Below are 25,797 nucleotides of genomic sequence, written 5' to 3' on the forward strand. Positions count from 1 at the left end.
GCGTTCACTGGCCGATCGCGTCGGCCGCGTCCGCCTCGGCCGCGTCGATGTCCATCGCGCCCGACTCCTCGAGCAGCGCGTCGAGCTCCGGATCCGTGTCCTGCCCATTCTCGTTCACGTCGGCCTGATCCGGCGGCGCTTCCTCCGCGAAGCCGGCGCACATCGCGAGATCGCCCTCGTCCGGGTTCGTCTCGTCGTTGCTCGGGTTATCGTCCTTGTACGCCGAGCGCAGGCCCTCCTTGTCCCAGCACTCGTGCGCCGTGCCGAGCAGCTTCGCGTCCGGCCCGAGCGAGGCCACGGCCGCGACGGCGCGCCCGCCTTCGCCGGCCTTCCACAGGATCCGCAGGCCGATCGCCTCGTTTCCCGGCAGATCCGGGATCACGTCGCCCACGCCCACCGACCGGAACCGCCCGCCCACGCCCACGAGCCGCACGAGGTCGGCGCCATAGTTGACCTTTTGCATCTGCGGGTCGTCCCGACGAACCACGTTCAGGTAGGCGATGCGCCGGCCGCGCTTGTCGCCCTTGTGGTTCGCGAACCAGAAATGGACCGACCCGTCCGCGCCCGGAGCATTGTAGAGATCGCTCACGTTCGACAGGTTCACGTGGAACCGCCCGCCGCCCGTCTTCGGGCCCTTCTTCACGAAAATGCCCGTGAGCAGCGGCTTCTTCGCGCCGTCCGAGGCCTTGCCCTGCACGAGGTATCGCAGCCGATCCTGCGTCATGCGCACGGCCGAGAACGTGATCTCCGCGCCCTGGATCGTCTTCACCCATTGCGCATACGCGCGGCCGTCCGCCGTCACGCCTTTGCGCGCCGGCTCGCCCTGGGCCGCCTCCTTGATGAAGCTCATCACCGCGGCGACGTCGCTGCGCACCTTGTCGCCCTGCTTCTTCCCCTCGGCGAGCAGCGTCGCGGGATCGCCGACCACCTCCGCGGCCGCGGCCGCGTCCTGGTCCTGCTGAATGAGATCGCCGAGGTCGACGATCTCGTCATCGGCGATCGGATCGGCCGACGGCTCGGGCTCGGAATTGCCGCCGCAGCCGGCGAGCGCGAGGGCCGAGGAAAGGACGAGGCTCGAGAGCGTGTAACGAAGCCATTTCATGCCGAGATCTCTCCCTTCGATCCTCCACGCGGGGCAGAGGATCGTCATTCGAACGAGGGCGGGACGCGCGCCCCTCCGGCGCGTGCTCTCACCTCGTTCGCGCTTCTAGACACCCCGGCGGGCGAAAGGGAAAATCAGCGCTGCGCGTGGACCTTCACGGCCAGCAGGCCCGGGCCGTCGCCCTCGCGAAAGCCCTCGAAGCTCGCCTCGTACTGGAAATAACGACCCCGCGGCACGTCGATCGCCATGTCCGCGGGCGGGCTCAGCGTGCCCTTCGGATCGACGAACCACCCGTCGCCACCGCCCGGACCCACGAATGCGGGATCGTTCGCGCAAGCCGCATCCTCGCAGGTGCGCACGCGCAGCGCGAGCCGCGCCCCGCCGCGCCGGTACATCGCCATGACCTCGTCCGGCTCGAGCGCGCGTTTCCAGACGGCGACCTCGTCGTACGTCCCCTCGGCCTGGTAGTTGCCTGCGAGCAGTGTGCCGAGGGTGAACTCGGAGCCGGACAGGAAGATGGGGATGTTGAACGTGGTCCCGAGCGTCGCCTCGGCCTTCCCGTCGACGTAGAGCACGACCTGGCTCTGCGCGTGGCCCTTCTTGACGGCCGCGAGGTGGTGCCACTTCCCGTCGTTGATCTGGCTCGTGCCGCAGAACGGCACGCCGTCGGCCGGATCATCGCTCGTCGATTTGAACGTGCCCGCCGCGCGGCCCTCGGGCGAGCCCGGGCCACAGGCGCTGAAGGCGTCCCCGTCCGCGCAGCCGAGCCAGAGGTGCGGGCCGCTGAACCCGGTGTCGACGCCGAGGAAGACCTTGTTGACCGTGCAGCTCGAGGACGTCTTGACCCAGAGCGCCCAGGTGAAATCGTCCTCGTCGAAGTCGAAATCGAACGTGCCCATGACCGTGTCGATCGCGAGGTACGTCGTGAGTTTGTCCGCAATGCCCTGCCCGATCGGCGCCTCCTCGAACGAGAGCGTCGTACCCACAGGCGCGGTCACGACGGCATTGCTCTTCCCGCCGGACGTATCCATCGCCGCGGCCCCCGAGGTCAGCGCGCCCGTGCCGTCGAGGTGGAGCAAGAGGACGTTCGCGGACATGTCGCTCGAACCCTCCGCATACCCCGATTCCTTGCCACGGGAATCCGGCAATGCCTTGAGGTACGGCCCCGCGGGGGTCCACGAAAACGTCGTCCAGTCGACGTCCTCCCCCGCGTCGAAGACCCGCGAGCGGAACGTGCCGTCGATCGATTCCGATTTCAGCCGCAATCGCTCCCCGCCCCACTCCGTGTCGGCGAACGACCCGAGCTCGAATTCGCCTTTGAACGCGTCGTCGACGAATTCGTACGTCCCGTCCGGCAGCACGACCGGCCCGGGCGGCTTCCCCGGCGTCCCGGTCTCTCCCGACGAAAGCGCGTCGAGATCGACGAGCGCCGAGCAGCCCAGAGCGAAGGAGGCGAGGGGGAAGAGCGCCGCGAAAAGGTGCGACTTCATCAGAAAGCTCCTCGAAGGCTCAAGAACCCGCCGCCGATCGTCGGGGCAAACTCGATCCGGGGCATCGCGCTCTTCGTATCGTCGCGCGACCCCGAGGCGAAATACACGACGGCCGCCGTCCCCAGGAGCGCGAGCGACGCCCCGGCCGTGATGTCCGCCGCGAGGAGCTTCGTTCGAATGGGATCGACGTCCGCCGCCACGCAGTTCGGCGCGCACGACGCTTCGAGGTCCGATTTCGCCGAGAGCGCGAGGAGCCCGATCACCCCGGCCGCGCCGAGCCCGAGGATCCCCACGCCGCCGAGCACGATCGGCGCGACCGGCACGCCGCTGCCCTTGTCGGCGGGTGGAGCCTCCGGCGCCTTCGGCTCCTTCAGGAACGACGCCTCGATCCGCACGAGTTTGTCCCCCTCGTGCACGATCACCTTGCGGGTCACGGGCTCTGCGCCGTCTCGCTCGAACCGGAGCACGTGCTCGCCGGGATCCATCGGCATGGCTTTGCCGTCGAGCCGCTCGCGCACGAGTTTGTCCCCCTCGAACACGCGCACGTCGGCCGTCTCGTCGCCCTTCTCGTCCCGCGCGGCGAGCACCACGGTGGGCAGGCTCTTTTCGATCTCGGCGAGCCACTCGGTGCAGTCGCCGCGCACGACGCGCGGGCAGTCGTTGTGCGAGCAGACGAGCGCCGCCTCGCGCGCTTGCGCGAGCTTGCCATCCTTGCGCAGCGATTGCGTCTGTTCGTACGACGCCACGCACTCTTTTTTCGTCGTGGCAGAGGCGGGGGTCGCGAGCGAGAGGGGCGCCGCGGCGAGGAGAACGAGGGCTCGAATCTTCACAAACACTCCGGCTTGATGCGGCGGATGCCCTTCGCGTCGATGGTGTACGGCGGGCTGCAGCCCTCCGCGCGGGGCGCCGCTTTTCCGCTCGTCGTCGTCGCCGCGCCCGTCGGCGCGCCCTTCGCCGTCGATCGCGTCGTCGCCGTCGGCGTCGGTGTCGCGACAATCGCGCTCGCGCTCGGCGCCGTCGTCTCCGCGGGCGCGGGCGCGACCGTGGGCTCGGGCGGCTTCGGAGGCGTGTTCGCCGTCGAAGGCGCGCTCGGGGGCGCGACTGGCTGGATCCCCGTCACCGGCTCCTCGCGCCCTCGATCGAACCAGAGCAGCGCGGCGCCTCCGAGCGCGGCGATGAGCACGGCGGCCGCGAGGATCACGACGTATCGTGGCAGCGCCACGGCTTGCGGCGCATGGGGCACCGAGATCCCCGAGACCTGCGAGGAGCGGGATCGCATGGCCGACGGCATGCTCGCCGCGTCCACGCTCCCGTCGTGCGACGACGGCAGCGGCGGCACGTCCGCGTCCGTCAGCGACGCGTGCTCGATCGTTTGCACCTCGCGCGCGCGCCGCTCGATCCCCTCGGGCGCCACCTTCGCGAGCCACTCGCCGACCTCCCACGCGGGGGCCGGCGGCACCGCTGCTTCGAGCGCCATCGCCATCTCCCGCGCGGTCTGGAAGCGATCGGCGGGATCACGCGCGAGCCCTCGCATCACCACCGCTTCGAGCTCGGGCGGCACGGCGACGCCGATCTGCTTCAGCGGCAGGATCTCGTTCATCGTCACCTGCGCGATGATCGCGAGCTCGCTGTCGCCGTTGAACAGCCTGCGCACGGCGAGCATCTCCCAGAGCACGATGGCCGCGGCGAACACGTCGACGCGCCGGTCCACGCTGCTCCCGTGCCGGATCTGCTCCGGCGCCATGTACGCGTATTTGCCCTTGAGCTCGCCTTCGCGCGTCACCTGGGCGCGGCCCATCGCCTTCGCCACGCCGAAGTCGAGCACGCGCGTCGTGCCGTCGGCGCCGATGATCACGTTCTGCGGCGACACGTCGCGGTGCACGATCCCGAGCGGCGCGCCTCGCTCGTCGACCGCATCGTGCGCGGCGTGCAGCCCGTGCAGCACGCTCGCCATCACGCCCGACACGATCTTCAGCGGCGGCCGCGACCCGCCGCGCTCCATGTTCTTGAGCACGCGCGCGAGGCTCTCGCCGTGCACGTAGTCCATCACGAGGAGCAGCTCGCCGCCCTCGGAGATCATGTCGAGGATCGGCACCACGTTCGGGTGCTTGATCCGCGCGGCGAGGCGCGCCTCGTCGAGGAACATCGAGCAGAACTCGGGGTTCTTCGCGAACTGCGGGTGCAGCCGCTTGATCGCGACGGTCCGCGCGAAGCCCGACGGTCCGAGCAGCCGCCCGAAATGGACCGTGGCCATGCCTCCCGACGCGATCTCGCCGTAGAGGGCGTACCGACCGACCTTGCGCGCGCCCGCGTGCCCTCCTGCCATGGAGCCTGCGGCACTCTAACAGACCGCGCCCTCACGCGGCCACTTCTCTTACCCGCCCTTCTTTTGCCGTGCCTTCCAGGCCCAGAACGCCTTCGAGCTCGCGCCGCGCTTGCCCTTCGCCGTCGTCCCGCGGGCCTTCTTCTTCGGGGCCTCGTCGAGCGTCACGAACCGCGTGGGCGCCCCGCCGCCGTGCGTTTGTCCTTCCTCGGTCAGCGACACCCGCTGAAACTCGATCCACTCCCCGCCCTTCTGGAACGAGTCGGACCGTACCTCGCAGAGCCCCGCGCGCACGAGCCCGTTCACGAGGTGCTCGAACGACCGCCGATCGAGCGACTCGCCGAACGTCTCGCGGTGGAGCCTTCCCATCGGCTGCCCGTCCTCGTCGGCGAGCGCGTCGAGGATCTTCTGGATCGCCGCCGTTTCGGCGCGGCTCGGCTCGCGGAACTTCCTCCCGACGCAGCCATCCGGCGCGCACACGTCGCACACGCCGCAGGGCCTCCCGTCGTCCTCCTGGTCGCCGAAATGCCGGACCAGGTGAAGCATCCGGCAGCCGTGCCCTTCGGCGTACCGCGCCATCTTGGCGAGGTCTTCCTGCTTGTGCTTGCGCTGCGCCACGTACTCGCCGAGGAAATCCTCGCTCCCCCTCCGGATCCCCCCGTCCGCGTCGAGGATTGCGCCGCCGCTGATCCACAGCTTTTCGAGCACCTTCTCGAACTTCTCCGGATCCGACTCCACCCGCGGGGCCAGCGCCTCCTTCGTCTGCGGCCGCGGCCCGAGCGTCGCGAACAGCGCCGAAAGCAGCGCCGGCTCCGGGTAATCGCGCTCGAAGAAAAACTCGTGCGTCCGTCGATCCGTGAACGAATGCATCAGGATCGCCCTCGAAGGCAGCCCATCCCGCCCGGCGCGCCCGATCTCCTGGTAATACGCCTCCACGCTCCCGGGCAGCGCCAGGTGGACCACGGTCCGCACATTCGATTTGTCCACCCCCATTCCGAACGCGATCGTCGCCACCACCACGTTGAGCTCCCCCGACAGAAACGCCGACTGAATCCGATCCCGCGTCCCCGTCTCCATCCCGGCGTGATACGCCGCCGCCCCCAGCTCCGACAGCTCCCGCGCCGTCTCCTCCGCGTGCTTTCGCGTCGGCGCATACACGATCGCGGGCCGCCGATCCTTCGGCGCCAAGAGCTTCTTCACCGCATCCGCCCTCGCTGCTGGCGAAAGCTCCACCACCTCGATCCCGATGTTCGTCCGGCGAAACCCGTGAATGAACCGCGCCGCCTCGGAGAGCCCGAGCTCCCGCGCGATATCGTCCTGCACCATCGGCGTCGCGGTCGCCGTCAGCGCCACGACCGGCGCCGGCCGGAGCGAGGGCAACCGCTGCCCGAGCATCCGATACTCCGGCCGAAAATCATGTCCCCAATGGGAAATGCAATGCGCCTCGTCCACCGCGACCAGCGTCGGCTTCCGCTTCGCGAGCATCTCGGGAAACCCCGGCACCCGCAGCCGCTCCGGCGCAACGAACAAAAAGTCTAACCGTCCCGCCAGATACTCCGCGCAAGCCGCCCGCGAGCTCAGCCGATCGCGCCCCGAATGAATCCGCTCCGCGGCAAACCCCTGCGCCCGGAGCTTCCCCACCTGATCTTCCATCAAAGCAATGAGGGGACTCACAACCAACGTCGTCCCCCGCCGCGCGATCCCCGGCAACTGATAACAAAGCGACTTCCCGGCCCCCGTCGGCATCACCAAAAGCACATCCTGCCCCTCGGTCACGGCCCGACAAACCGCCTCCTGATAAGGCCGAAACCCGGGAAAACCAAATCGCTCCCGTAAAATCTCCCCCAGCGACGCGCCCGCGCGCACCTCCCGCCGCTCCGCCATCGGCAGCTCGACCTGCCGATTCACACCCCGCGTTTGTTCTGCCATACCATTCACCACCCCCGCCGACGCGAACGCCGCCCCCTTCGACTCGACCTTCCCCTTCTTCGCCCCCTCCTTCTCCTTCCGAGGACTCTTCGCGCGCGACGCACGTGGTTCGAGGCCTGCGGGCGTCGTGGCTTTGGAGGGCCGGGGCGGTGGGTCCTGTTGTTTGAGGGCCCGCTTTGCGGGCCCGAGTTCGGGGGAACCGCCCCGGCCCTCCAAAGCCACGGCGCCCGCGGGCCGATCGTCCCCATCCTGCACCGCGCCCACCACGTACTTCACATACGCTTCAATCCCCCGCATGAACGTCTTCAAATCCCCCTCACCGCGCGACAACCTCGCCAATCGCGCCTCCCATTCCCCGGTCATCGCGGCGCTCTTCACGTGCGGATGAACCGCCTCCACCAGCAGCATTCCCTTGTCCGTCGCCGCCAGGCTCTTCCCCATCCGGACCACGTATTCTCGCTTGATCAGCGTCTCGATGATCGCCGCCCGCGTCGCCGGCGTCCCGAGCCCCGTGTCCTTCATCGCGTCCGACAGCTCTTTCTCCTCCACCGTCTTTCCGGCCGTCTCCATCCCCGTCAAGAGCGTCGCCTCCGTGAACCGGCTCGGCGGCTTCGTCGTCTTTTTCTCCGCTTTGGCGCCCACGACCCGCGCCTTTTTTCCTTCCGCGAGCCCCCGCGGCAGCTTTTGCGCTTCCGCCTCCTCCTCGGCCCCCGCCCCCTCGGCGTCGCCCTTCTTTCGTTTTTTCGGCCCTTCTTTCGTACCGGCTCCCCCGAGGTCCAGCACCTTCCAGCCCACCTGCTCGACGACCGTCCCCGCCGATCGGAATCGATCCACCGCTTCGGCCGACGTCACCTCGGTGATCACCGTCGTCGTCCGCTCGATCAGATCATCGTGCCACGCCGCGAGCAGCCGCCGACAAACCAGATCGTAAAGCTTTTGCTCCTCCGTCGACAGCGATTTGCCCCCGGCCGTCGTCGTCGGCACGATCGCGTGGTGGTCGGTCACCTTCGTGTCGTCCACGAATCGCCGCCCGAGCGCCCTTTGCCCCGTCCCCGGCGCAAGGAGCCCCTGGTAGTTCCCCTCGATCGCCTTCACCACCGCGGGCAGCGTCTGCGCCACGTCCGTCGACAGATGCCGGCTGTCCGTGCGTGGATAGCTGATCAGCTTGTGCCGCTCGTAGAGCGCCTGCGCCAGATCGAGCGTCCGTTGCGCGCTCCACCCGAACAGCCGGTTCGCGTGCCGTTGCAGCTCCGTCAGATCGTACAGCAATGGCGGCGGGATCCGTCGCGTCTCCGCCGACACCTTCGTGATCACCGCTCGTCCCGTGCTCACCCGCCGCGTGATCCGGCTTGCCTCTTCCCCGTCCGGGGGCAGCCGCCGCGGTTTTTCCGGGCCGCCCGGTTTTTCCGGGACGTCGAGCAAGATCCCCTCGTATCGACTGTCCGGCCCGTCCGGCGCACCTTCCGGCGCGAACGTCGCCCGCACTTCGAGGTAGTCCTCCGGCACGAACGACCGGATCGCTTGCTCTCGCTCGACCACCATCGCGAGCGTCGGCGTCTGCACCCGCCCGACCGACAGATCGTGCCCGAGCGACAGCGAGTAGGCCCGTGACAGGTTCATCCCGACGAGCCAGTCGGCTCGGCTCCGACCGCGCGCCGCGTCCGCCAGCGGGTCGTAGTCCCGCGCGTCCCGCAGCTTCCGGAAGCCGGCGCGGATCGCGTCCGGCGTCAGCGACGAGATCCAGAGCCTCCGCACCGGCTTCTTGCAGCCCGCGGCGTCGTGGATGTAGCGGAAGATCAGCTCGCCTTCTCGCCCCGCGTCCGTCGCGCAGACCACCCACTCCACGTCCGCGCGGTTCAGGATCTTCTTCACGACCTCGAACTGCTTGCGCGTCTCTTCCAGCACCGAGAGCGGCCAGGTCGGCGGCAGCATCGGCAGTGTGCGCAGGTCCCAGCGCTTCCAGGCCGGGTCCATCTGGTGCGGCTGCGCCAGCGCCACGAGGTGACCGATCGCCCAGGTCACCACGTAGCCGCCGCCTTCGAGCGCGCCGTCGCTCGCCTTCGTCGCGCCGAGCACGTGGGCGATGTCTCGGGCCACGGACGGCTTTTCGGCGACGACGGCGATGGTCATGGGCAAAGCCCCCCGACTTGGGGGCGGCGCATCATGACAAAGGGCGCGGGGATGGGCAATCCATGCCGCGCCGGCCTGTGCGCTTCAGGGCGCGGGCGCTTCGCAGCGGGGCAGGGGAGGTTCGGCCGGGAACGACGTGTTCGTCTCTCTGCACACCGGCGCCGGGTTCGTGGTGGGCGGCTTCGCCAGCGCCCCGTCGCAGGGCGCGTTCGCTCGGTCGCTCGGGTGCCGCGCCAGCGTATCGCAGGCGAACGTCGTCGTGCGCCGCGCGTGCGTGAGCGCGTCCTCGACCGTGCGCAGCGCGCTGGCTGCATACGCGAGCTGCTTTTGATCTCCGGGCGGCGAACGCTCGAGCTCGCTGCAAGCCTGGAACGCTTCGTACTCCATCAAGAATGCCGTCTGGGCCATCCGATCCACGATGCGGATCCAGTCCTTGTGCTCCTTCGGCGTCGCGCGGAGCAGCACCTCCAGCATCTCGAGCTCCTTCCGGAGCGGCAGCCCCCTGCAACCTCGTCGCGACATCTCCCCCATTATTTGTGCCCCACGTGACAGCGTGCGCGCACCACCTGCTTCCGATGGTTTCGGACACACAGCCCTCGTCGCTCGCAAGAAGGTGTCGACTTCCGGGGGCGTGGTCTTTGCATTTTCCTGATCGAAGGAGGAGATCCAATCCGTGGCGGTGCCGAGCGGCGGGCCTTCCGGCGGTGGCGTCGTCGGCCGTGTCGGCGCGCATCCGACGAGCAAGCATGCGAGGACACATGCGATCGTTCGGGTCAACGCGGAATTCGTGCGCACCATGTCCCTGCTCGTACACTTACCGCCGCGTACCCTTGGACAGATGTCAGCAATAGCCCGACGTTGGGGACGATGGACCGTCGTCGTCGACAGGTCTATCGTTCGTTCTCGACGGGCGGCTTTGGGGGCGCGTCGCGACTCGTTCCGGCGCAGCCATCCAGCATGGAAAGAGGCTTCGATGAGCAGCATTGGCATCGTGGGAGCCGGCATCGCGGGCTTGCAGCTCGGATTGTACCTCCGGAGGCACGGCATCCCCTGCACCCTTCATACCGACCGATCGGCGGACGAGCTCCGCGCCTCGCGTCTTCCGAGCACCGCGGCGCTGCTCGGGTCCACCCGCGCGCGCGATCGCGAGCTCGGCATCAACCATTGGGATGACGACGCGTTCGGATGTTTTCACGTCGACGTGCGTATCAAAGGATTGCCGGAGCTCTCCTTGCGGGGCCGGGTCGATCCTCCCGCGCTTTTCATCGACATGCGCCTCTACCTGCCCCGCCTGCTCGAGGATTTCGAGGCGCGCGGCGGCCGCGTCGTCCGCTCCGGCCTCCTCGATGCGTCGGACGTCGAGCGCCTCGGCGAACAACATGACCTCGTGGTCGTCGCGAGCGGCCGGGGCGAGCTCGGCACGATGTTCCCGCGGGACTTGCATCGTTCTCCCTGGCTCGAACCGCAGCGCCGCCTTTTCGCGGGCCTCTTTCGGGGCATCGATTTCCCCGAGGAGCTCGGCTTGCTCTTCCAGATCGTCCCGGGGCACGGGGAGATATTCGAGAGCCAGCTCCTCACGGCGGAGGGGCCCGTCAGTTGCCTCCTCTTCGAGGCCATCCCCGGCGGCGCGCTCGACGCCGTCACGCGTGTCCCCTGCGACGACGATCCGCACGTGGTCGAGAGCCTCGTGCTCGATTTGCTGGCGGCGAACGCGCCGAGCGCCCATGCCCGCGTCGATCGGCAGATGTTTCACCTGACGAACCCGACCGATTGCATGCAGGCCGCGATCGTCCCGACGGCGCGGCGCGCGTACGTCGAGCTCGGCGAGGGCCGCTACGCCGTCGCGGTCGGGGATGCCTTTGCGACGCACGATCCCGTGCTCTGGCAAGGCGCGAACGCGGCCTCGCGCGGGGCGTGGGCGCTCGGTGAGGCGATCGTCCAGGCGCTCGCCGCGGGTCGTCCGTTCGATCGTCGGTTCTGCGACGGCGTGGACGAGCGGCTCTGGTCGCTCATCGGCCCTTCGATGGAGTGGACGAACGCCTTCCTTTCGCCGCCGCCGCCGCACGCGATGGCGATCTTCTCGGCGGCGTCGCGGGATCAGGGCATCGCGGACGCGTTCGTCTCGAACTTCGACGACCCCGCCTTGCAATGGCGGATCTTCCGCGGCCCCGAGGGCGTCGACGCGTTCCTCGAAGGTTTTCGACGCGCGAAGGCCCCGCGGCCGAGCGGCGCCGTCACGGCGGCTCCTGCATCGGTCTAGGCGGAACACCTCGGGTGTGTGGTAGGCTGCGCGCCCCATGCGGCGCCGCCTCGAACGAGTCCTCTTGCTCCTCGGGCTGCTCGCCCTTCCGCTCGTGGTCCTGCGCGTGCCGGCCGTGCACCGCGCGCTCATCTCGCTCGTGGGGTTCATGCGCGAGGCGGGCGCGGCCGGCGCGCTCGTGTTCCTCGGCGTCGAGGTCTTCGCCCTCGCGGTCACCACGCCCCTCTGGGTCATGTCGGGCCTCGCGGGGTACGCGTACGGCTTCGGCAAGGGGCTCTTGATCGCGTGGCCGGGCGTCACCTTCGCCGCCTGCGCCTGCTTCCTCCTCGGCCGCGTATCGATCGGCAAGTTCCTCTCGGCGCGCGCGGGCGAGACCCATTTCTGGCGCGCCGTCGAGCGCGCCATCCGTGCCGACGGCTTCAAGATCACCTTCCTTTTGCGCGTCACCTTCGTCTTCCCGCAGAACTTCGGGACGTACATGCTCTCGGCCACGCCGCTGCCGCTCCGTGATTTCGCGGCGGCCTCGTTCCTCGGCCTCTTGCCGGCCACGCTCTTTCACGTCTACGTCGGCGCGAGCGTCGAGAGCGCGGCCGCGCTGCTCTCGGGCGAGGCCAAGGCGCCTGGATCGCTCGGCTGGGTGACGCTCGCGCTCGGGTTCGTCGTGACGCTCGGCGCGCTCGTCGTCACCTCGCGGATCGCGCGCCGCTCGCTGGACAAAGCGCTCGCCGCTCCCTCGCCGGCGGCGGAGCCCTGATGGCGGCCCGGAAAAACACCTTCGACGACAAACTCGCTCGCATTCGCGCGCTCGCCCATGCCGAGCCTCCGTCGGCCTCTGCGCCAGAGCTCGGCCGATTCCTCGCCGACCCGACCCCGTTCCTCGTGGGGGAGGCGGCGAAGGTCGCTGCGGATCTCGAGCTCCGCGTGCTCGTGGCCGACCTCGTCGCGGCCTTCGAGCGGCTCCTCGGCATGCCCGCGATGGCCGATCGCGGCTGCCACGCGAAACAGAAGGTCTTGGAGGCGCTGATCACGCTCGAAGCGGATGCGTGGGACACGTATCGAAGAGGCCTCCGGTACGTGCAGATGGAGGTCACCGTGGGCCCGCCCGTCGATACGGCGGGGCTCGTCCGCGGCCTGTCGGCGCATGCGCTCGTCCGGACGAACTTCCCGCGGGCCGCGCTCGAAGTAGCTCCGCTCCTGTTCGACGAAATGCCCGAGGCCCGCGTCGCCGCGGCCGAGGCGCTCCGGGACACGTGCGAGGTCGTCTGCGCGGCCGTGCTCCACACCCGCGTGATCGTGGGGGACGCCGAGCCCGACGTGCTCGGCGCGTGTTATCGAGGAATGCTCGCGCTCGAGCCGCGCCACTATTTGCCCGTCGTGGCGGCCGCGCTCGACGCGGGGGTCGAGGCGGCGGCGCTCGCGCTCGGCGAGTCGCGCTTGCCGGAGGCGCTTCCGGTCCTGAAAGAGGCCGTCTCGCGCGCGGACGAAGAGCTCGCGAAGACCGTGCTCCTCGGCGTGGCCCTCCTCCGCACCGACGAGGCCTTGACGTATTTGCTGGACCTGCTCGCCGAGGCCGCGGAGGGCCGCGCGATCGCCGTGATCCAGGCGCTCTCGCTCCACCGGCACGATACGCGGCTCGCGTCGCGCGTGGGCGAGATCGTATCCGCTCGCAAATCGCGAAAGCTCGCGCGTGTTTTCGCGGAGCGGTTTGGCCCAAGCGAAGGTTGACGCGATCGTGTTAGTGATCCGCACGCTGGAACACGGCGCCGCGTATCGCGCTTCGCTCCATGTCGCCGGGGTGCAAACCAAGGTTTGCATCGCAACGTTTTCGCGGCGCGAAAGTGACGAAATCGTGGACAGCAAGACGCCCGTGGCTTTATCTTTCGACTTCGCCCATGACGTCCGCCGCTTGCCGCAGCCATCGCCGTTCGTTCCGGGGGGGCAACGTGTTCTGGGAGGAGTGGGCTCCGCATGGAGGGCTCGCCTACGAGCGCCAGAGGCCTGTCGTTCTCGTGCACGGCCTCACGGATACCTGCCGGACCTGGAACAAAATCGCCCCGGCCCTCGCGCGGGATCGGCGGCTTTATGCCCTCGATCTGCCGGGACACGGGCAGTCGAGCCGATACGACGCCTCGTATGACGTCTCGTGGTACGCGAGCCTCGTCGTCGAATGGATTCGATCGCTCGGGCTCTCGGACTTCGACCTCGTCGGCCATTCCCTCGGCGGCGGCATCGCGATGCACGTGCTGCTCGAACAGCCGGGGCGCGTGCATCGCCTGGCGCTCGTCGCCGCCGGCGGGCTCGGCCTCGAGGTCGCAGCACCGCTGCGCCTCGCCGCGTCCATGGAAATGCTCGATCTCGCGGCGCCGGTGCTCATGGGCCTCGGCACGAGCGCGGGCCTGCGCGTGCTCGGCGGCAATTTCGACGAAGCGGAGCGCAAGCACCTCGTCGAGGTGAATGGGCGTCCGGGCACGGCGCGCGCCCTCTTCCGGACGCTGCGAAATGCCGTCGATCTGCGCGGGCAACGCGAGCACCTGCTCGATCACGCGCATCGGCTGCGCGAGCTGCCGCCGCTCGCGGTGTACTGGGGCGATCGGGATCCGGTCATTCCGGTGAAACACGCGGAGACCGTGCACCATTACCTCGACGGCGCCGTCGTGCGGCGTTTCCCGAACGTCGGCCATTACCCGCACCGCGAGGCCGTGCCGGAGATGCTGTCCGAGCTCTTCCGGTTCCTCGACGGACCGCAGCGCTCGCCGCGGGTGCGCCCCGGCGCTCGTCCTCCCCGCGCGCCCGAGGACGCGCGCCCCTCGCTCTGGCGCAGGCTCGCGGGGGCGCGGCTCGCCGAGGTCGAGTGACGCCGCTCCTTCAGGAGCTCGTCGCGATCGCGTCGTATCCCTTTTCGGAGAACTGAATCAGGCAGAGCCCGTGCCCGAACGGATCGGCGAGCATGACGATCCGGCCCCAGGCATGCGCGGCGACGTCTCCCTCCCGCAATGCGCCCGCGGCTTCTGCCTTCGCGAGCGCGCCTTCGAGGTCCTCCACCACGAAATCGAGGTGGACCGGCGTCCAGTGGCGGCCATACGACCGCGGCGAGGTCGACCCGGGAAAGGGAGCGCTCTCCGCCTGCTTCACGAGCAGGTAGATCGCGGCATTCGCGCCCAGAAGCTCCACGCCGGCGCGGCCGAAGCGGCGGCCGATGCGGAGGTCGAAGGTGTCCGTATAAAAGCGTATCGCGCGGTCGAGGTCGTCGACGTCGATGTTGACGAGCAGGGTGGCCATGGGTTTGTCGACGCTCATGGAAGCACAGGTCGTCGCTGGTTTCCAAGCCACGAGAGCCCCGCGTTGTAGATCACGTCGTGTCCGCCGAGGAACACCACGACGGTCGCGCGTTCGCTCGTGCGTTCGAAGACCACCTTCGCCTTCGCGGCCTCGTAGAGCGGGCGCACCTCCGGGGCGCCGAGGGTCTCCGGGATGCTGCGTGTCTTCTGGATGCGCGCGATGGCCTCCTCCGGGACCCGATCCGCGGGCGCCGCGAGCTCATTGAATGCGCGCAGGGCGTGCTCCGGGGGGACGAGCTGGTCCCAGATCCCCACGCCGAGATAGACGTTCACGCGCCCGCGCGCGGCTTCGAGGTGGGAGCGCGGGCTGCGCCGGCGGCATTCCTGCTCCGCGGGCGTACCCGGCCGGGGCGCGCCGCCGCAAGCCGCGGCGACGTCCTGCGCGTAATGGCGATCGGGCAGGTTCGAGCGCAGCCAGCCGTACCAGTCCACGAGGTCGTAAATGGGCACCCAGGACACGACGCCGGCCCAGACCTCCGGGTGCCGACCTGCGAGCACGAGCGACGTCATCGCGCTGCCGGAATAACCGACGAGATAGATCCGCGTCGGATCCACGCGGGCGCGCCGCTTCGCGTATTCGACGGCGTCGAGCACGTCCCTCTGCGCGAGCTCGGAGGCCGTCGACGTGGGGGACCGGTAGGGGCCACGGTGATCGGGGTGGATGAGCAGCCAGCCATTCCGCTCCGCGAAGATGCCGTAGGGGATGCCGATGTTTTGCAGGTAATTCTCGCTCCAGCTATGGAGCGCCACGAGCAGCGGACGCGGCTCGGACAGGCCCGGATCGTAAAACAGCGCGCGCTGCTTGCTCCCGTCGAGGGACGAGGAGATCTCGACCTCCTCGATCCGCGGGACGCGCGCCCGCCATACCGAGAGATCCTGCGCGCCGAACGGGAACGGGCCGCCGGCCGCGCGTGGAAACTCCGGAATCAATGAAAGCGGCTCTCGCGCGCGCTCGCCTGCCGCGGGCGCTGGCCGCAGTCGAGGCGCGGACGTGGGCAGCGGTGCGTGGGTCTCCGCGTGCGCGGTGGGTGTTTCCCGACATCCGGAGAGGAGGATCCCCGCGAAGAGCACCAGCATGGAAACGATGGGGCTCGGCATTGCACCCTCCCAGCGCGGCGCTTTCGCGCCTGGATACGTTCGTCCCGCGCCGGTGGGGAACGCAATCGTCGTGCCTCTTTCCGCCCTAGGTCCGTGCACGGGCGGACAGGCACGACGCTCGCAATTCGTGGGGGATGCATGGCCCCGGCTGGGTGGAGCCGCTATACCCGCGCTCCGAGAGACGACCGCATGAATTGCATCCAGAATCGTGTTCGGTTCCTTGCCATCGTGGCGCTCGTGGCGCTCTTTTCGCTCGCGGAGGGGCCGGCGCGCGCCGACGGCGCGAAGCGCGTGGAGCCCGTGTTCACGCTCGCCTCCCGATTTCCAGGCGGCGAGGGCGCCTCGGGCCTCGGGGCCTGGAAAGAGCGTGTGCCCGGCGTCGAGGCCATCACGCTCAAATCCTCGACCGACGGCGCGGAGCAGCGCGCGATGTTCCTCGACTCGGGCGCGCCTGGAAAACGCCCGCTCCTCGTGGTCTTGCATAGCTGGAGCACCGACTGGCGGCAGAACATTGGGATCCCGTATGCCATGTTCGCCGCGCAGAACGACTGGGTCTTCGTGCACCCCGATTTTCGCGGCCCGTACCTGAGGCCCCAGGCCGCGGCCTCCGACCTCGTCGCGCAAGACATCCTCGACGCCATCGCCTACGCGAAGCAGCGCGGCCACGTCGACGAGACGCGCATCTATCTCGCGGGCTTCTCCGGCGGCGGAATGACTGCGCTCGCGATGGCGGGCCGGCACCCGGACCTCTGGGCGGGCGTCGTCTCGTGGGCGCCGGTGTACGACATCCCCGATTGGTACACGTACAACCGAAAAGGTTTTCCCAGGCGGCATTACGCTCGCTTCATCGAGGGCGTGTGCGGCGGCGCGCCGCGCCCGGACACGCGCGCATTCCACGAGTGCTCCCGCCGCAGCCCGAGCGCGCTTCTTTCGCGGGCGAAGCAGGCGGGCGTGCCGGTCTACGTGGCCACGGGCATCCGCGACGACATCGTCCCCCCGCGGCATTCGATCTCCGCCTTCAACGACCTCGCGGATCCGGCCGATCGCGTGGGGGACGACGTACTCGCGAAGCTCCTCGCCCCCACGGCGACGCGACGTGTATCGAAGGCTTCCTCCGACGATATCTACGAGCGCGCCGGCGCACCGTCGTACCTCACGCGCACGTCCGGTAGCGCGACGCTGGTGCTCTTCGAGGGCGGGCACGATGTCGTGTTCGACGCAGGCCTCGCTTGGCTCCGTGACAAGCGCCGCGCGCCGAAGACCAACTGAGCGGCCTCGCCGCGCGAGGATTGTCGTTGTGGTAGGGCGGGAAAACCTGTAGAAGACGCGAATCCGGGCGACGCGGTGCTCGCGTGTGCCCTACGGAGGAGCTTCTACATGATCCATTCCCGCCTCGGTTTTGCTTCGATCCTCGGATTGGTCCTCGTCTGCGCGGCCGCCTCTGCGTGCGGCGACGAAAATACCGGCGGCGGAGGCGCGGGGGGCAATGCGGGTGCGGGCGGCAGCGGCGGCAGCGGCGCCACTGGCGGCAGCGGCGGCGCGGGCGGCAGCGGCGGCGCGGGCGGCAGTGGCGGCGCGGGCGGAGGTAGCGCGGACCTCGTCATGACCGAGGCCGATTTCGATTGCATCCTCGATTGGCAGAAGGTCCGCTCCTTCCGCATCACGAACAAGCTCGGCAACATCGACGCGACGCTCGCCGCGGCCAATGCCCCCGGCACCACCGATTACCCCGTGGGGACCGTGATCCAGCTCGTCCCCTTCGAGGCGATGGTCAAGCGCGCGCCGGGGTTCGCCGCGGAGTCGAACGACTGGGAGTTTTTCTTCCTGGAAGTCTCGGAGATGGGCACGAAGATCGTGCAGCGCGGCTCCACGGACGTCGTGAACCAGTTCGGCGGCAATTGCCTCGATTGCCACAAAAAGGCCCTGCCCGAGTTTGATTTCGTCTGCGAGAAGGGCCACGGCTGCGATCCGCTGCCCCTCACGGACGACGAGATCCAGATGGTCCAGAACGGGGATCCGCGCTGCCCGATGCCCTGATCGCCCATTGCATCGATGAGCGAGGAGCATCACATCGGCAAGCACGTGCTTCGTTTCGAGCAGGAGGACCTGCTCTTGATGGAGTTTCACGGCGACGTCGAGCCGGGGGAGATGGCCGCGATGTATCGCGTGCACGATGCGCGGCTCCTCGCGCTCGGCCGTATCTTCGTGCTCGCCGATGTCCGGGGCGCCGCGGGCATGGCGCGCGTGGCGAAGGGAGAAGGGATCGGCCGGCCGAAGCCGTTGCCGCCGCACGTGGTGGCGGTCGTCGGCGCGCCTTTCTCCCTCCAGGTCGTGATCGAGCTGCTCGCGCGCGCCACGACGCTGCTCACGGGCGGCGCGACGACGCTGCGGTTCTTCAGGACAATGGCGGACGCGCGCGCCTACCTCGACGAATGCAGGCGCTCCTGGAAGCCGAGCTCGCCCCAGCGCGCGTGAGCCTTGCGCCGCTCCTCCATCCTCCGCAGGACGGCGTGTTTTTTTCGGATGCGTTAGGACCTTCCGTCCGCTAAGTAGGCGCCCCGCATGATCCGGCTCGACTCCATCGGCAAGCGCCATGGCAAGCAGATCCTCTTCGTCGAGGCCTCGGCCGCCGTCAACCGCGGCGAGAAGATCGGCCTCGTCGGCCCGAACGGTTCGGGCAAGACCACGCTCTTCCGCTTGATCACCCGCGAGGAGGCGCCGGACGAGGGGCAAATCGCCATCGATCGCGGCGTCACGGTGGGGTATTTCCGGCAAGACGTCGGCGAGATGAAGGGCAAGAGCATCGTCGCCGAGACGATGGACGGCGTCGGCCCCGTCTCCGAGATCGCGGCCGAGCTCGCCGAGCTCGAAGGGGCGCTCGCCGATCCGGACCGCGCCGACGAGATGGAGGAGCTGCTCGAACGATACGGGCAGGCCCAGGCGAAATGGAGCGAGCTCGACGGGTATGCGCTCGACGCGCGGGCGCGCGAGATCCTCGCCGGCCTCGGCTTCTCGAACGAGCTCATGGATCGCGACGTCGGCACGCTCTCCGGCGGCTGGAAGATGCGCGTGGCGCTCGCCCGGATCCTCCTGCTTCGGCCCGACGTGCTCCTGCTCGACGAGCCGACGAACCACCTCGACATCGAGTCGATCATCTGGCTCGAAGGCTTCCTCAAGGCCTACGAGGGCGCGCTCGTGATCACCGCCCACGATCGGGCGTTCATGAACCGGATCTGCACGAAGATCCTGGAGATCGACGGCGGCGAGCTCACCACGTTCACGGGCAATTACGATTTCTACGAGCGGCAGCGCGCGATCGCCGCGGAGCAGGCCGAGGCGCAATACGAGCGGCAGCAGGCGATGCTCGCGAAGGAGATGCGCTTCATCGAGCGGTTCAAGACCCACGCGGCGAAGGCGGCGCAGGTCCAGAGCCGGGTGAAGAAGCTCGACAAGATCGACAAGCTCGAGCCGCCGAAGAAGAGCAAGCGGCCGCAGATGTTCGATTTCCGGGCGCCGCCGCGGTCGGGCGAGGACGTCGCGAAGCTCGACGGCGTGGTGAAGCGCTACGGGAGCCGCACGATCTACGAGGGGCTCGATTTCCTGGTCCGCCGACGCGAGCGCTGGTGCGTGATGGGCGTGAACGGCGCGGGCAAATCGACGCTGCTCAAGATGATCGCCGGCGAGCTCGCGCCCGACGCGGGCGGCGCGGCGATCGGGGCGAGCGTGAAGCTCGGGTATTTCGCGCAGCACGCGATGGACGTGCTCGACCCGGAGCTCACGGTGGTCGGCACGCTCATCCATTCGTTCCCCGATGCCTCGCTCGGCACGCTGCGCACGCTGGCGGGCTGCTTCGGCTTCTCGGGCGACGACGTGGACAAACCCGTCCGCGTGCTCTCCGGCGGGGAGAAGGCGCGGCTCGTGCTGGCGCGGATGCTCTACGATCCGCCGAATTTCCTTATCCTCGACGAGCCGACGAACCACCTCGACATCGCCACGAAGGAGATGCTGGTGGAGGCGCTGTCGAATTTCGAGGGGACGATGCTGTTCGTCTCCCACGACCGCCATTTCCTCGCGAAGCTGTCGAACCGCGTGCTCGAATTGACGCCGGAGGGCGTGCACAAGTACGGCGGCGGCTACCTCGAATACGTGGCCACGAGCGGGCACGAGGCGCCGGGGCTGCGGCGCTAGCTCGCCGGCGGCGGCGGGTTGCACCCGCAGACCGACATCTGGCCCCACACGGTGGTCGTCCACTGACCGCTCCAGGTCACGCGGCCGAGCTGGCTCGGACATTTCGTCTTCGCGTCGTCGTTGCTCCAGATCGGCCCGACCGGCACGTCGACCCCCTTGTCCGTGCCGCAGACCGACATCTGGCCCCACACGGTGGTCGTCCATTGCCCGTTCCATTGCAGGCCGCTACAGACGGCCGGGCACTTGTTCTGCGCGTCGGCGTTGTTCCAGATGGGACCCGCGTTGACATCGAACGCCATGGCGTCACGGAGGAACAAAAGCCCGCCGGCGATTGCAAAAAGACTGATCACGAGCTGCTTTTTCATGATTGACGACTCCTCTTCGCGAGAGCTTTTGGCTCTTTGTGTTGAAACCGCCGTCGTCGTCCATCCGCGCGGAATCGATCGGCGCACGGCTCCACAACCCACCTTGTGCTGGCCGACATGGCGTCAATGATTCGCGTGGGGCCATCCCTACGAGGGGTCGGGACGTAATGGTGAACCGGGCCGCGTCCGGCCGGATGTCAAGGCCTGGGCGGCGGCCGGAGCGCCAGGTAAACCGTACTCCAGAGCTGGAGCGCGTTCGATTCGTCCACATGGCCGCGCGCCTGGCCAAATGGGATGAGCGCGGCTTTGCCGCCCACAGGCTCCCAGCTCCACAGCTCCTCGGCGCGCCGCGCGTGGGCGGCCTCGATGCCCTCCCATAATGCACGCTCGGCGAGGAGGAGCGCTTCGCGCGTGGCGGCCGGGAGATCCTTGCGCGCGAGCTGCCGGGAGAGGCCCGCGGCCATCGCGGCTTGTTGCCACGACCAGACCACGGTCCCGTGGTAATCGGCGCGGGTGAACATCGCGGCGAGAGCAGGATCGCCGGCATATGCAGGATTCGCCACCAGCATGCCGACGTCCGTGCGAAGCCCGGCCGGGAATGGGCGCAAGAGCTCGCCGGCCACGAGGGTGAGGAATTCGGGCGACGGCTCGTCGAAGAGCAAGGCGAACGCCGTGTCCGAATGCATCACCGGGATCGGTTTGCCCGCGGCGTCGAGCGCGAGGGCGAAGAAGCGGATCGGCGCGTCGATCGATGCGACCGCAGGCGCGCCGTCGAGGTCCACCGAGGCGGCGTATTCGCTCACGCGCGCGCGCGCCGTCGCAGCGGGGATCTCCACCCTGAAAAAGCGCTCGACCCCCTTCCACGCATCGGCGAGGGCCCGCGCTTCGCCGGCTGCGGCGGGGTCCGGGCCGAGAAGGTCGCTCGCGTAGAGGCGCGCGGCGGCGCGCAATGCGGCCGGGACGAGGGCCACGTTGACGTCGAACGGGAAATGCCCGCCGCCGAGCCCCTGATTCGAATCCCGCCAGTTTCCCACGGCAAGGCCCGGCTTCAGCGCGACGAGCGTCTCCGGGCCCGGGTGGGCCGCGAAGGGGGCCGCGCGCGAGAGCACCAGCGCGAGGTTTTTCCGGAGCGCGTCGCGATAGAGCACGCCGGAAGGAGTTTTGCGGGCGAGGAAGGCTTCGGCACGCGCGCTGCCCGCGGGCATGTCGAGGAGATAGGCCGCGGCCATGGGGGCGAGGAGGAAGTCGTCATCGATCATCTTGTCATCGAGGACGGGCGCGCGCAGATCCGCGGGCCGCGGGATCGCCATTTCGTTGAGCCAAACCGCATACTCGCCGATGGCCTCCTCGTGCGCGACGTCGCCGTCCGGGGCGAGCCGATCGAGCACCGAGCCGAGCCCCGCCTCGATGGCAGGGGGCTCCAGGGCGGGCCGGAGCATGTACAGCGCGAGCAGCGTGTCGCGCCCGAAATAGGTCAAGAAGCGCCAGGAGCCGGCGAGGAGTTTTTCTCGGTACGTGAGGAAGGAGAGGGCCCGGCGCGCCTGCAGATCGCTTGCCGCGTGTGTATTGACGAGATCCTCGACGGGAAACGGCGCGAGCGGCGGCTCGTCCTGGAGGGCCGTGACGAGGAAATGAACGTCGCCGTCGGGGCCCGCCCGAAGGACGATTTCGTTTTTGTCGAGCGTGAGGGTGGTGCCTTCTTGGGGCTCGATGCGGAGCTCGATGCGTCGGCCGTCCAGCATGATGCGGCGCAGGGCGAGGGGCGGGCCGGGATCGATCTCGTGCGCGAGCGAGGGCGCCCCAGGGCCGAGGCCTCCACCCATCTCGTCGCGCAGGAACCGAATTCCGGCGAGCATCGCGTGGTGGACGCGGAGCGAGGGCGCATGGGCGATGAGATGCGCCGTGACGCCGCGCATTCCATCGGGCTCTTCGACGCCGCCCGGCGTGGTGAGAGGCGCGAGGTCGAAAGCAGCGGGCTGCGCGAGGGGCGCAAAGCCGAGGACGATGCCGGCATTCCCCGCGGGAAACGCGACGAGGAGGCGGGGAACGGGGCCGGAGGTCGTGAGGAGGTGCGCCGCGACCGGGCCGCGGCGATAAAAGTGATTCGCGATGGATCCTGACATGATGTCGAAGCGCAGAAGCTCGGGGGCAGGGGAGATCGCGGCGCGCGGTGACGGCGCGACGTCCATGCCGTGATCTGCATAGCCGCGGTTCGTGCAGGCGGCGAGCGCCAAGAGCACGCAGGTCAGGATGCGGAATCTGTGAAATCGTGGAAGGCTCGGCGTAGGCGGCGTGCGCATGGGCTCTCCCACGGAGGAAGAATGCAAGGAGGGCGCCGGCGCCGCCGTTTCCGTTTCGGCTTCCTTTTCCGTTACACGAGCTCCGCGATCGCGTCGATCTCCTCCCGCAGCGCGGTCACGAACGCGTCGAGCTCGTGCTCCTCGATATCGAGCCGCGGCTGGAGCCGGAGCGTGCTCCATTGGTGCCCGCACACGAAGCAATAATAGCCGCGCTTGTACATGCGGTGGCAGACGAGCAGGCCGATCGGCGAATGCCCCTCGAGCTCGTCCATGCCGAAATGCTCGAACGAGAGCCACGGGTGGTCCGAGGAGCGGAGCTCGACGCCCGCGATGAGCCCCGCGCCGCGCTTTTCCACGACGAGCGGCGAGCCCGCGAGCGCGCGCCCGAGCGCCGCCTGGAAATGGTCGCCGCGCGCCTTGGCCACGGAGAGGACCTCGGGCGTGAGCAGGTCGAGCATCGCGAGCGCCGCGACGCACGACATCGCATTGCCGCCGAACGTGACGTTGTGCGCCTCCGCCGTGGCCATGTCCTTGCCATAGGCGCGCAAAAAGGTTTGTCGTCGCGTCAGCATCGCCGAGCACGGCAAGAGGCCGCCGCCGAGCGCCTTCGCCAGCACGATCACGTCCGGGCGGCGCGGCCAGGTCGAGGTCCCGAGGAATCGACCGAGCCGGCCGAGGCCCGTCTGCACCTCGTCCGCCACGAGCAAGGTCCCGTGCTTCTCGGTGAGCTCGCAGAGGGACGTGATGTATCGGTCGGACAAAGGATACACGCCCCCTTCGAGCTGGATCGGCTCCACGATGATCGCGGCGACGTCCCCGGGTTCGAGCGCGCGCGCGAGCGCGTCCACGTCCTCGCGCGGGACGGGCGAGACGCCGGGGAGGTGGGGCGCGAAGGGATCGCGGAACATCCCCGGGTTCATGAGCGCGCAGCTCCCCATCGTGGTGCCGTGGTACGCGCCGAGCAGCGAGAGCACGCGCGGGCGCCCGGTGGCGGCGCGCGCAAGCTTCATCGCCGCCTCGACCGCGTCGCTGCCCGACATGCCAAAAAAGGCGTTGTCGTAGCCCGTGCGCTCGAAGAGCGCACGCCCGAGCCGCCCCGCATAGGGATTGACCCGCGACGGATACCAGGACGGCGCGTCGGTCGCGAGCCAATCCCGCACGGCGTCCGCCACGGCCGCGACGCGGTGCCCGAGCGATTGCGTGCCGTGCAGATCCTCGATGAGCCGCCCGTCCTCACAGACGAGTTTTCCTTCCCGTGTTCCGGCAATTCGATAAGGCTCGCCGGTCATGGCCACCCGCGCAGCGACGAGCGGATTGACGAATTGTTTGAAATCCTCGACGCCTCTGCGGAGGATGTCTGCGTGATCCATCAATGCCATTTGTCACCTCGCGAGATCGAGCGGCTCGATCCCGGCTTCGCGGAGCAGGCGGCAGAGCGAGAGCAAGGAGAGCCCCACGATGGCCGACTCGTCCCCGCCGCGCACGGATTCGAAGAGGCCGATGCCCCGTTTTTCGAAGAGATACCCGCCCGCACTGCCCACCGGATCGTCGAGCGTGACGTATCGATCGATCAGGGCCGGCGAGAGCTTCCGCATCACGAGCTCCACCGTGACCGTCTCGCCGAGCATGCGGCCCCCTTCGGCCGACCAGAGCACCACGGCCGTGTGCAGCATGTGCGTGCGTCCGGAAAGCTCCGCGAGCTGCGCTCGGCAATCGTCCTGGCTCTCGGTTTTTCGCAGGATGTGGCCGTCGTATTCGGGCACCTGATCGGCGCCGATGACCCACGTCCCCGGCGCGCCCGCGAGGCTCTTTGCCTTGCCCTCGGCGAACGCGCGGGCCACGTCCCGAGGCGCCATGCCCTCGGGCGGGATTTCGTCGAAGTGGGGCGCGCGGGCCTCGTAGGGGAGGCCGAGGCGGTCGAGCAGCGCGCGGCGGAAGCGAGACGTGGATGCGAGGATCAGCCGGTCCATCGCCGCGGAGCATACCCCTCCGCCTGGGCTCCGCGAAGCGCGCGAGCGACCCCGTCCTGGAGCGTGCTGCACGTGACGAGCTCGCCGAATTTCACGTCGAGCGCGAGGAGCGTCTGCGCGACGGGGCCGCGGATGCCCGTCAGGAACACCCGCGCGCCGAGCAGCGCCGCCGCGCGGGCGGCCCGCAGGATGCCGTGCGCCACGTGCGAGTCGACGTCGCTGACGCCCGTGATGTCGACGATCGCCACGCGCGCGCCCCGCCGCGAGACGCCTTCGAGCAAGGCCTCGAGCATCTGCTCGGCGCGCGATTCGTTCAGGGCACCCACGAGCGGCATCAGGAGGACGCCCGGGGCGATCGGCAAAAGCGGCGTGGAGAGCGCGCGGATCGCCGCGGCCTGCGAGGCGATGATCTCCTCCTGGAGCTGCATGCGCGCCTCCTCCGCGGCGACGAGCGGGCCCTTGTCGCGGAGCAACATGAAGCGCGCGGCGACCCGATCGCCCGTGACGCGCGCGTCGAACGCCGTCACGTCCGCGTTATACACGCCCCCGTTCACGCGCCGCAGGCGGATCTCGCCGCGCCCACGCCCGGTCCGATCCACCGCCTCGTGCAGCCTCGCGAGCGCCTCTCTCTGGTCGTCCTCGACGAGCGAGGCGAGCCTCCTGCCCGGGTTGTTCTCGCCGAACGCCTCCTTGAAGGCCGTGTTCGCGTACAGCACGGCCTCGTCGCGTAGCGTGAGCGCCACCGGATCGGGCGAGGCATCGACGAACTTCCGGAAGAGCCGGTCGCCCGCGATTTCCTGCACCTCCGCGCCGTGGAAACACGCGTCGATCTCCGCGTGCACCGCGCCGAACGCATCTATCAACTTGAGCGCGCCTTCGCGGGCTCCGGGAACGCCGCGGGCGAACGCGTCGAACGTGAGGTCCAGGTAATCTTTCCGGATCTCCTCGACGGTCTGGAGCACGAGCGCGCTGCCCCTGTCCAGGGTGACTTGGCTCTCGCACCAGCTTCGTGCACGGGTGCGGAGGTCGGAGAAATCGGGGGCGATGAGCGCGTGCGCATACGCGAGGGCGTCCTTGCCGATCGACTCCACGAGGGCCTCCCTGGGCAGCTCGTCGAGGAAGGGGAGGAAAGGCCTCGCCCGCTCGATCGCGCGATCGACCAGGACGTCCTTTTGCGCGAGCAACGCGGCGTGGAAGACAGCGAGGGGGTGTTCTTCCGAGGGTCGTTGGTTCTCGGCGCTCATACGCGCGTGGGACAAGCGAAAATCGTGCACGCGCCGAGGACGCGAGATCCAGGGCAGAAG

The 25,797-nt window shown here is 69.0% G+C and carries 21 protein-coding genes; 8 read left to right on the forward strand and 13 right to left on the reverse strand.

Annotation, left to right across the window (positions count from 1 at the left end; genetic code table 11):
* Positions 1 to 4 precede the first annotated feature (4 nt).
* The 6 genes from QHF85_RS05120 to QHF85_RS05145 form a co-directional block, all read right to left on the reverse strand.
* Entirely contained in the window at positions 5 to 1,102 is a 1,098-nt protein-coding gene (locus QHF85_RS05120) for a hypothetical protein (RefSeq protein WP_281325916.1), read from the reverse strand.
* A gap of 134 nt (positions 1,103 to 1,236) precedes the next feature.
* A complete protein-coding gene (locus tag QHF85_RS05125; protein WP_281325917.1) occupies positions 1,237 to 2,592 on the reverse strand; it encodes a LamG domain-containing protein in 1,356 nt (451 codons plus the stop codon).
* A complete protein-coding gene (locus QHF85_RS05130; protein ID WP_281325918.1) occupies positions 2,592 to 3,422 on the reverse strand; it encodes a hypothetical protein in 831 nt (276 codons plus the stop codon). The genes QHF85_RS05125 and QHF85_RS05130 overlap by 1 nt, the downstream gene beginning before the upstream one ends.
* The gene (locus QHF85_RS05135; RefSeq protein WP_281325919.1) at positions 3,419 to 4,918 is read right to left on the reverse strand and encodes a protein kinase; all 1,500 of its coding nucleotides are present in this window, start codon (positions 4,916 to 4,918) and stop codon (positions 3,419 to 3,421) included. The genes QHF85_RS05130 and QHF85_RS05135 overlap by 4 nt, the downstream gene beginning before the upstream one ends.
* A gap of 48 nt (positions 4,919 to 4,966) precedes the next feature.
* Positions 4,967 to 8,974, reverse strand: a complete 4,008-nt coding sequence (locus tag QHF85_RS05140; protein WP_281325920.1) for a DNA topoisomerase 3 — start codon at positions 8,972 to 8,974, stop codon at positions 4,967 to 4,969.
* Positions 8,975 to 9,058: 84 nt separating this feature from the next.
* Entirely contained in the window at positions 9,059 to 9,496 is a 438-nt protein-coding gene (locus tag QHF85_RS05145) for a hypothetical protein (protein WP_281325921.1), read from the reverse strand.
* Positions 9,497 to 9,947: 451 nt separating this feature from the next.
* On the opposite strand from QHF85_RS05145, the gene QHF85_RS05150 reads away from it, so the two are divergent.
* The 4 genes from QHF85_RS05150 to QHF85_RS05165 all read left to right on the forward strand — a co-directional run bounded on the left by QHF85_RS05150 (position 9,948) and on the right by QHF85_RS05165 (position 14,089).
* On the forward strand, positions 9,948 to 11,234 hold the full coding sequence (locus QHF85_RS05150; RefSeq protein ID WP_281325922.1) for a styrene monooxygenase/indole monooxygenase family protein: 1,287 nt from the start codon (positions 9,948 to 9,950) through the stop codon (positions 11,232 to 11,234).
* A gap of 37 nt (positions 11,235 to 11,271) precedes the next feature.
* Positions 11,272 to 11,988 carry a VTT domain-containing protein gene (locus QHF85_RS05155; RefSeq protein WP_281325923.1) on the forward strand — a complete coding sequence of 239 codons (717 nt, stop codon included), beginning with the start codon at positions 11,272 to 11,274 and terminating at the stop codon, positions 11,986 to 11,988.
* The gene (locus tag QHF85_RS05160) at positions 11,988 to 12,959 is read left to right on the forward strand and encodes a hypothetical protein (RefSeq protein ID WP_281325924.1); all 972 of its coding nucleotides are present in this window, start codon (positions 11,988 to 11,990) and stop codon (positions 12,957 to 12,959) included. Before QHF85_RS05155 ends, QHF85_RS05160 begins: the two co-directional genes overlap by 1 nt.
* A gap of 167 nt (positions 12,960 to 13,126) precedes the next feature.
* A complete protein-coding gene (locus QHF85_RS05165) occupies positions 13,127 to 14,089 on the forward strand; it encodes an alpha/beta fold hydrolase (protein WP_281325925.1) in 963 nt (320 codons plus the stop codon).
* 10 nt (positions 14,090 to 14,099) lie between these two features.
* Here the strand turns inward: QHF85_RS05165 and QHF85_RS05170 are convergent, their stop codons facing one another.
* Together QHF85_RS05170 and QHF85_RS05175 are read right to left on the reverse strand one after the other, a co-directional pair.
* Positions 14,100 to 14,531: a VOC family protein gene (locus QHF85_RS05170; RefSeq protein ID WP_281325926.1), complete on the reverse strand. Its 432-nt coding sequence runs from the start codon at positions 14,529 to 14,531 to the stop codon at positions 14,100 to 14,102.
* Positions 14,528 to 15,670 carry an alpha/beta fold hydrolase gene (locus tag QHF85_RS05175; RefSeq protein WP_281325927.1) on the reverse strand — a complete coding sequence of 381 codons (1,143 nt, stop codon included), beginning with the start codon at positions 15,668 to 15,670 and terminating at the stop codon, positions 14,528 to 14,530. Before QHF85_RS05175 ends, QHF85_RS05170 begins: the two co-directional genes overlap by 4 nt.
* A 189-nt stretch (positions 15,671 to 15,859) precedes the next feature.
* Between QHF85_RS05175 and QHF85_RS05180 the strand changes: the two genes are divergently transcribed.
* The 4 genes from QHF85_RS05180 (at position 15,860) to QHF85_RS05195 (ending at position 19,858) form a co-directional block, all read left to right on the forward strand.
* The gene (locus tag QHF85_RS05180) at positions 15,860 to 16,939 is read left to right on the forward strand and encodes an alpha/beta fold hydrolase (RefSeq protein WP_281325928.1); all 1,080 of its coding nucleotides are present in this window, start codon (positions 15,860 to 15,862) and stop codon (positions 16,937 to 16,939) included.
* Between the two features lie 108 nt (positions 16,940 to 17,047).
* The gene (locus tag QHF85_RS05185; RefSeq protein WP_281325929.1) at positions 17,048 to 17,707 is read left to right on the forward strand and encodes a hypothetical protein; all 660 of its coding nucleotides are present in this window, start codon (positions 17,048 to 17,050) and stop codon (positions 17,705 to 17,707) included.
* Positions 17,708 to 17,722: 15 nt separating this feature from the next.
* Positions 17,723 to 18,145: a hypothetical protein gene (locus QHF85_RS05190; protein ID WP_281325930.1), complete on the forward strand. Its 423-nt coding sequence runs from the start codon at positions 17,723 to 17,725 to the stop codon at positions 18,143 to 18,145.
* A gap of 87 nt (positions 18,146 to 18,232) precedes the next feature.
* On the forward strand, positions 18,233 to 19,858 hold the full coding sequence (locus tag QHF85_RS05195) for an ABC-F family ATP-binding cassette domain-containing protein (protein ID WP_281325931.1): 1,626 nt from the start codon (positions 18,233 to 18,235) through the stop codon (positions 19,856 to 19,858).
* On the opposite strand, the gene QHF85_RS05200 is transcribed toward QHF85_RS05195, so the two are convergent.
* From QHF85_RS05200 to QHF85_RS05220, 5 genes are all read right to left on the reverse strand, one after another.
* Positions 19,855 to 20,223, reverse strand: coding sequence for a mannan-binding lectin (locus QHF85_RS05200; RefSeq protein ID WP_281325932.1), 369 nt, complete (start codon positions 20,221 to 20,223; stop codon positions 19,855 to 19,857). The genes QHF85_RS05195 and QHF85_RS05200 overlap by 4 nt on opposite strands.
* 197 nt (positions 20,224 to 20,420) lie before the next feature.
* Complete coding sequence (locus QHF85_RS05205; protein WP_281325933.1) at positions 20,421 to 22,523, reverse strand: hypothetical protein; 2,103 nt, start codon at positions 22,521 to 22,523, stop codon at positions 20,421 to 20,423.
* A gap of 71 nt (positions 22,524 to 22,594) precedes the next feature.
* Entirely contained in the window at positions 22,595 to 23,893 is a 1,299-nt protein-coding gene (locus tag QHF85_RS05210; RefSeq protein ID WP_281325934.1) for an aspartate aminotransferase family protein, read from the reverse strand.
* A 12-nt stretch (positions 23,894 to 23,905) separates the two neighbouring features.
* Positions 23,906 to 24,493: a nucleoside triphosphate pyrophosphatase gene (locus QHF85_RS05215; RefSeq protein WP_281325935.1), complete on the reverse strand. Its 588-nt coding sequence runs from the start codon at positions 24,491 to 24,493 to the stop codon at positions 23,906 to 23,908.
* Positions 24,481 to 25,737 (reverse strand): STAS domain-containing protein, encoded by a 1,257-nt coding sequence (locus tag QHF85_RS05220; protein ID WP_281325936.1) that lies wholly within the window; start codon positions 25,735 to 25,737, stop codon positions 24,481 to 24,483. The genes QHF85_RS05215 and QHF85_RS05220 overlap by 13 nt, the downstream gene beginning before the upstream one ends.
* Positions 25,738 to 25,797: the final 60 nt, after the last annotated feature.

It is taken from the genome of Polyangium sp. 6x1, assembly GCF_029946515.1.
In the GTDB taxonomy this organism is placed as follows: Bacteria; Myxococcota_A; Polyangia; order Polyangiales; family Polyangiaceae; genus Polyangium.

Bases quoted from the DNA above. Each gene is read 5' to 3' on its own strand.
- QHF85_RS05120 (WP_281325916.1), bottom strand. From the start codon at position 1,102: ATGAAATGGCTTCGTTACACGCTCTCGAGCCTCGTCCTTTCCTCGGCC.
- QHF85_RS05125 (WP_281325917.1), bottom strand. From the start codon at position 2,592: ATGAAGTCGCACCTTTTCGCGGCGCTCTTCCCCCTCGCCTCCTTCGCT.
- QHF85_RS05135 (WP_281325919.1), bottom strand. From the start codon at position 4,918: ATGGCAGGAGGGCACGCGGGCGCGCGCAAGGTCGGTCGGTACGCCCTC.
- QHF85_RS05140 (WP_281325920.1), bottom strand. From the start codon at position 8,974: ATGACCATCGCCGTCGTCGCCGAAAAGCCGTCCGTGGCCCGAGACATC.
- QHF85_RS05145 (WP_281325921.1), bottom strand. From the start codon at position 9,496: ATGTCGCGACGAGGTTGCAGGGGGCTGCCGCTCCGGAAGGAGCTCGAG.
- QHF85_RS05150 (WP_281325922.1), top strand. From the start codon at position 9,948: ATGAGCAGCATTGGCATCGTGGGAGCCGGCATCGCGGGCTTGCAGCTC.
- QHF85_RS05155 (WP_281325923.1), top strand. From the start codon at position 11,272: ATGCGGCGCCGCCTCGAACGAGTCCTCTTGCTCCTCGGGCTGCTCGCC.
- QHF85_RS05160 (WP_281325924.1), top strand. From the start codon at position 11,988: ATGGCGGCCCGGAAAAACACCTTCGACGACAAACTCGCTCGCATTCGC.
- QHF85_RS05165 (WP_281325925.1), top strand. From the start codon at position 13,127: ATGACGTCCGCCGCTTGCCGCAGCCATCGCCGTTCGTTCCGGGGGGGC.
- QHF85_RS05170 (WP_281325926.1), bottom strand. From the start codon at position 14,531: ATGAGCGTCGACAAACCCATGGCCACCCTGCTCGTCAACATCGACGTC.
- QHF85_RS05175 (WP_281325927.1), bottom strand. From the start codon at position 15,670: ATGCCGAGCCCCATCGTTTCCATGCTGGTGCTCTTCGCGGGGATCCTC.
- QHF85_RS05180 (WP_281325928.1), top strand. From the start codon at position 15,860: ATGAATTGCATCCAGAATCGTGTTCGGTTCCTTGCCATCGTGGCGCTC.
- QHF85_RS05185 (WP_281325929.1), top strand. From the start codon at position 17,048: ATGATCCATTCCCGCCTCGGTTTTGCTTCGATCCTCGGATTGGTCCTC.
- QHF85_RS05190 (WP_281325930.1), top strand. From the start codon at position 17,723: ATGAGCGAGGAGCATCACATCGGCAAGCACGTGCTTCGTTTCGAGCAG.
- QHF85_RS05195 (WP_281325931.1), top strand. From the start codon at position 18,233: ATGATCCGGCTCGACTCCATCGGCAAGCGCCATGGCAAGCAGATCCTC.
- QHF85_RS05200 (WP_281325932.1), bottom strand. From the start codon at position 20,223: ATGAAAAAGCAGCTCGTGATCAGTCTTTTTGCAATCGCCGGCGGGCTT.
- QHF85_RS05205 (WP_281325933.1), bottom strand. From the start codon at position 22,523: ATGCGCACGCCGCCTACGCCGAGCCTTCCACGATTTCACAGATTCCGC.
- QHF85_RS05210 (WP_281325934.1), bottom strand. From the start codon at position 23,893: ATGGATCACGCAGACATCCTCCGCAGAGGCGTCGAGGATTTCAAACAA.
- QHF85_RS05215 (WP_281325935.1), bottom strand. From the start codon at position 24,493: ATGGACCGGCTGATCCTCGCATCCACGTCTCGCTTCCGCCGCGCGCTG.
- QHF85_RS05220 (WP_281325936.1), bottom strand. From the start codon at position 25,737: ATGAGCGCCGAGAACCAACGACCCTCGGAAGAACACCCCCTCGCTGTC.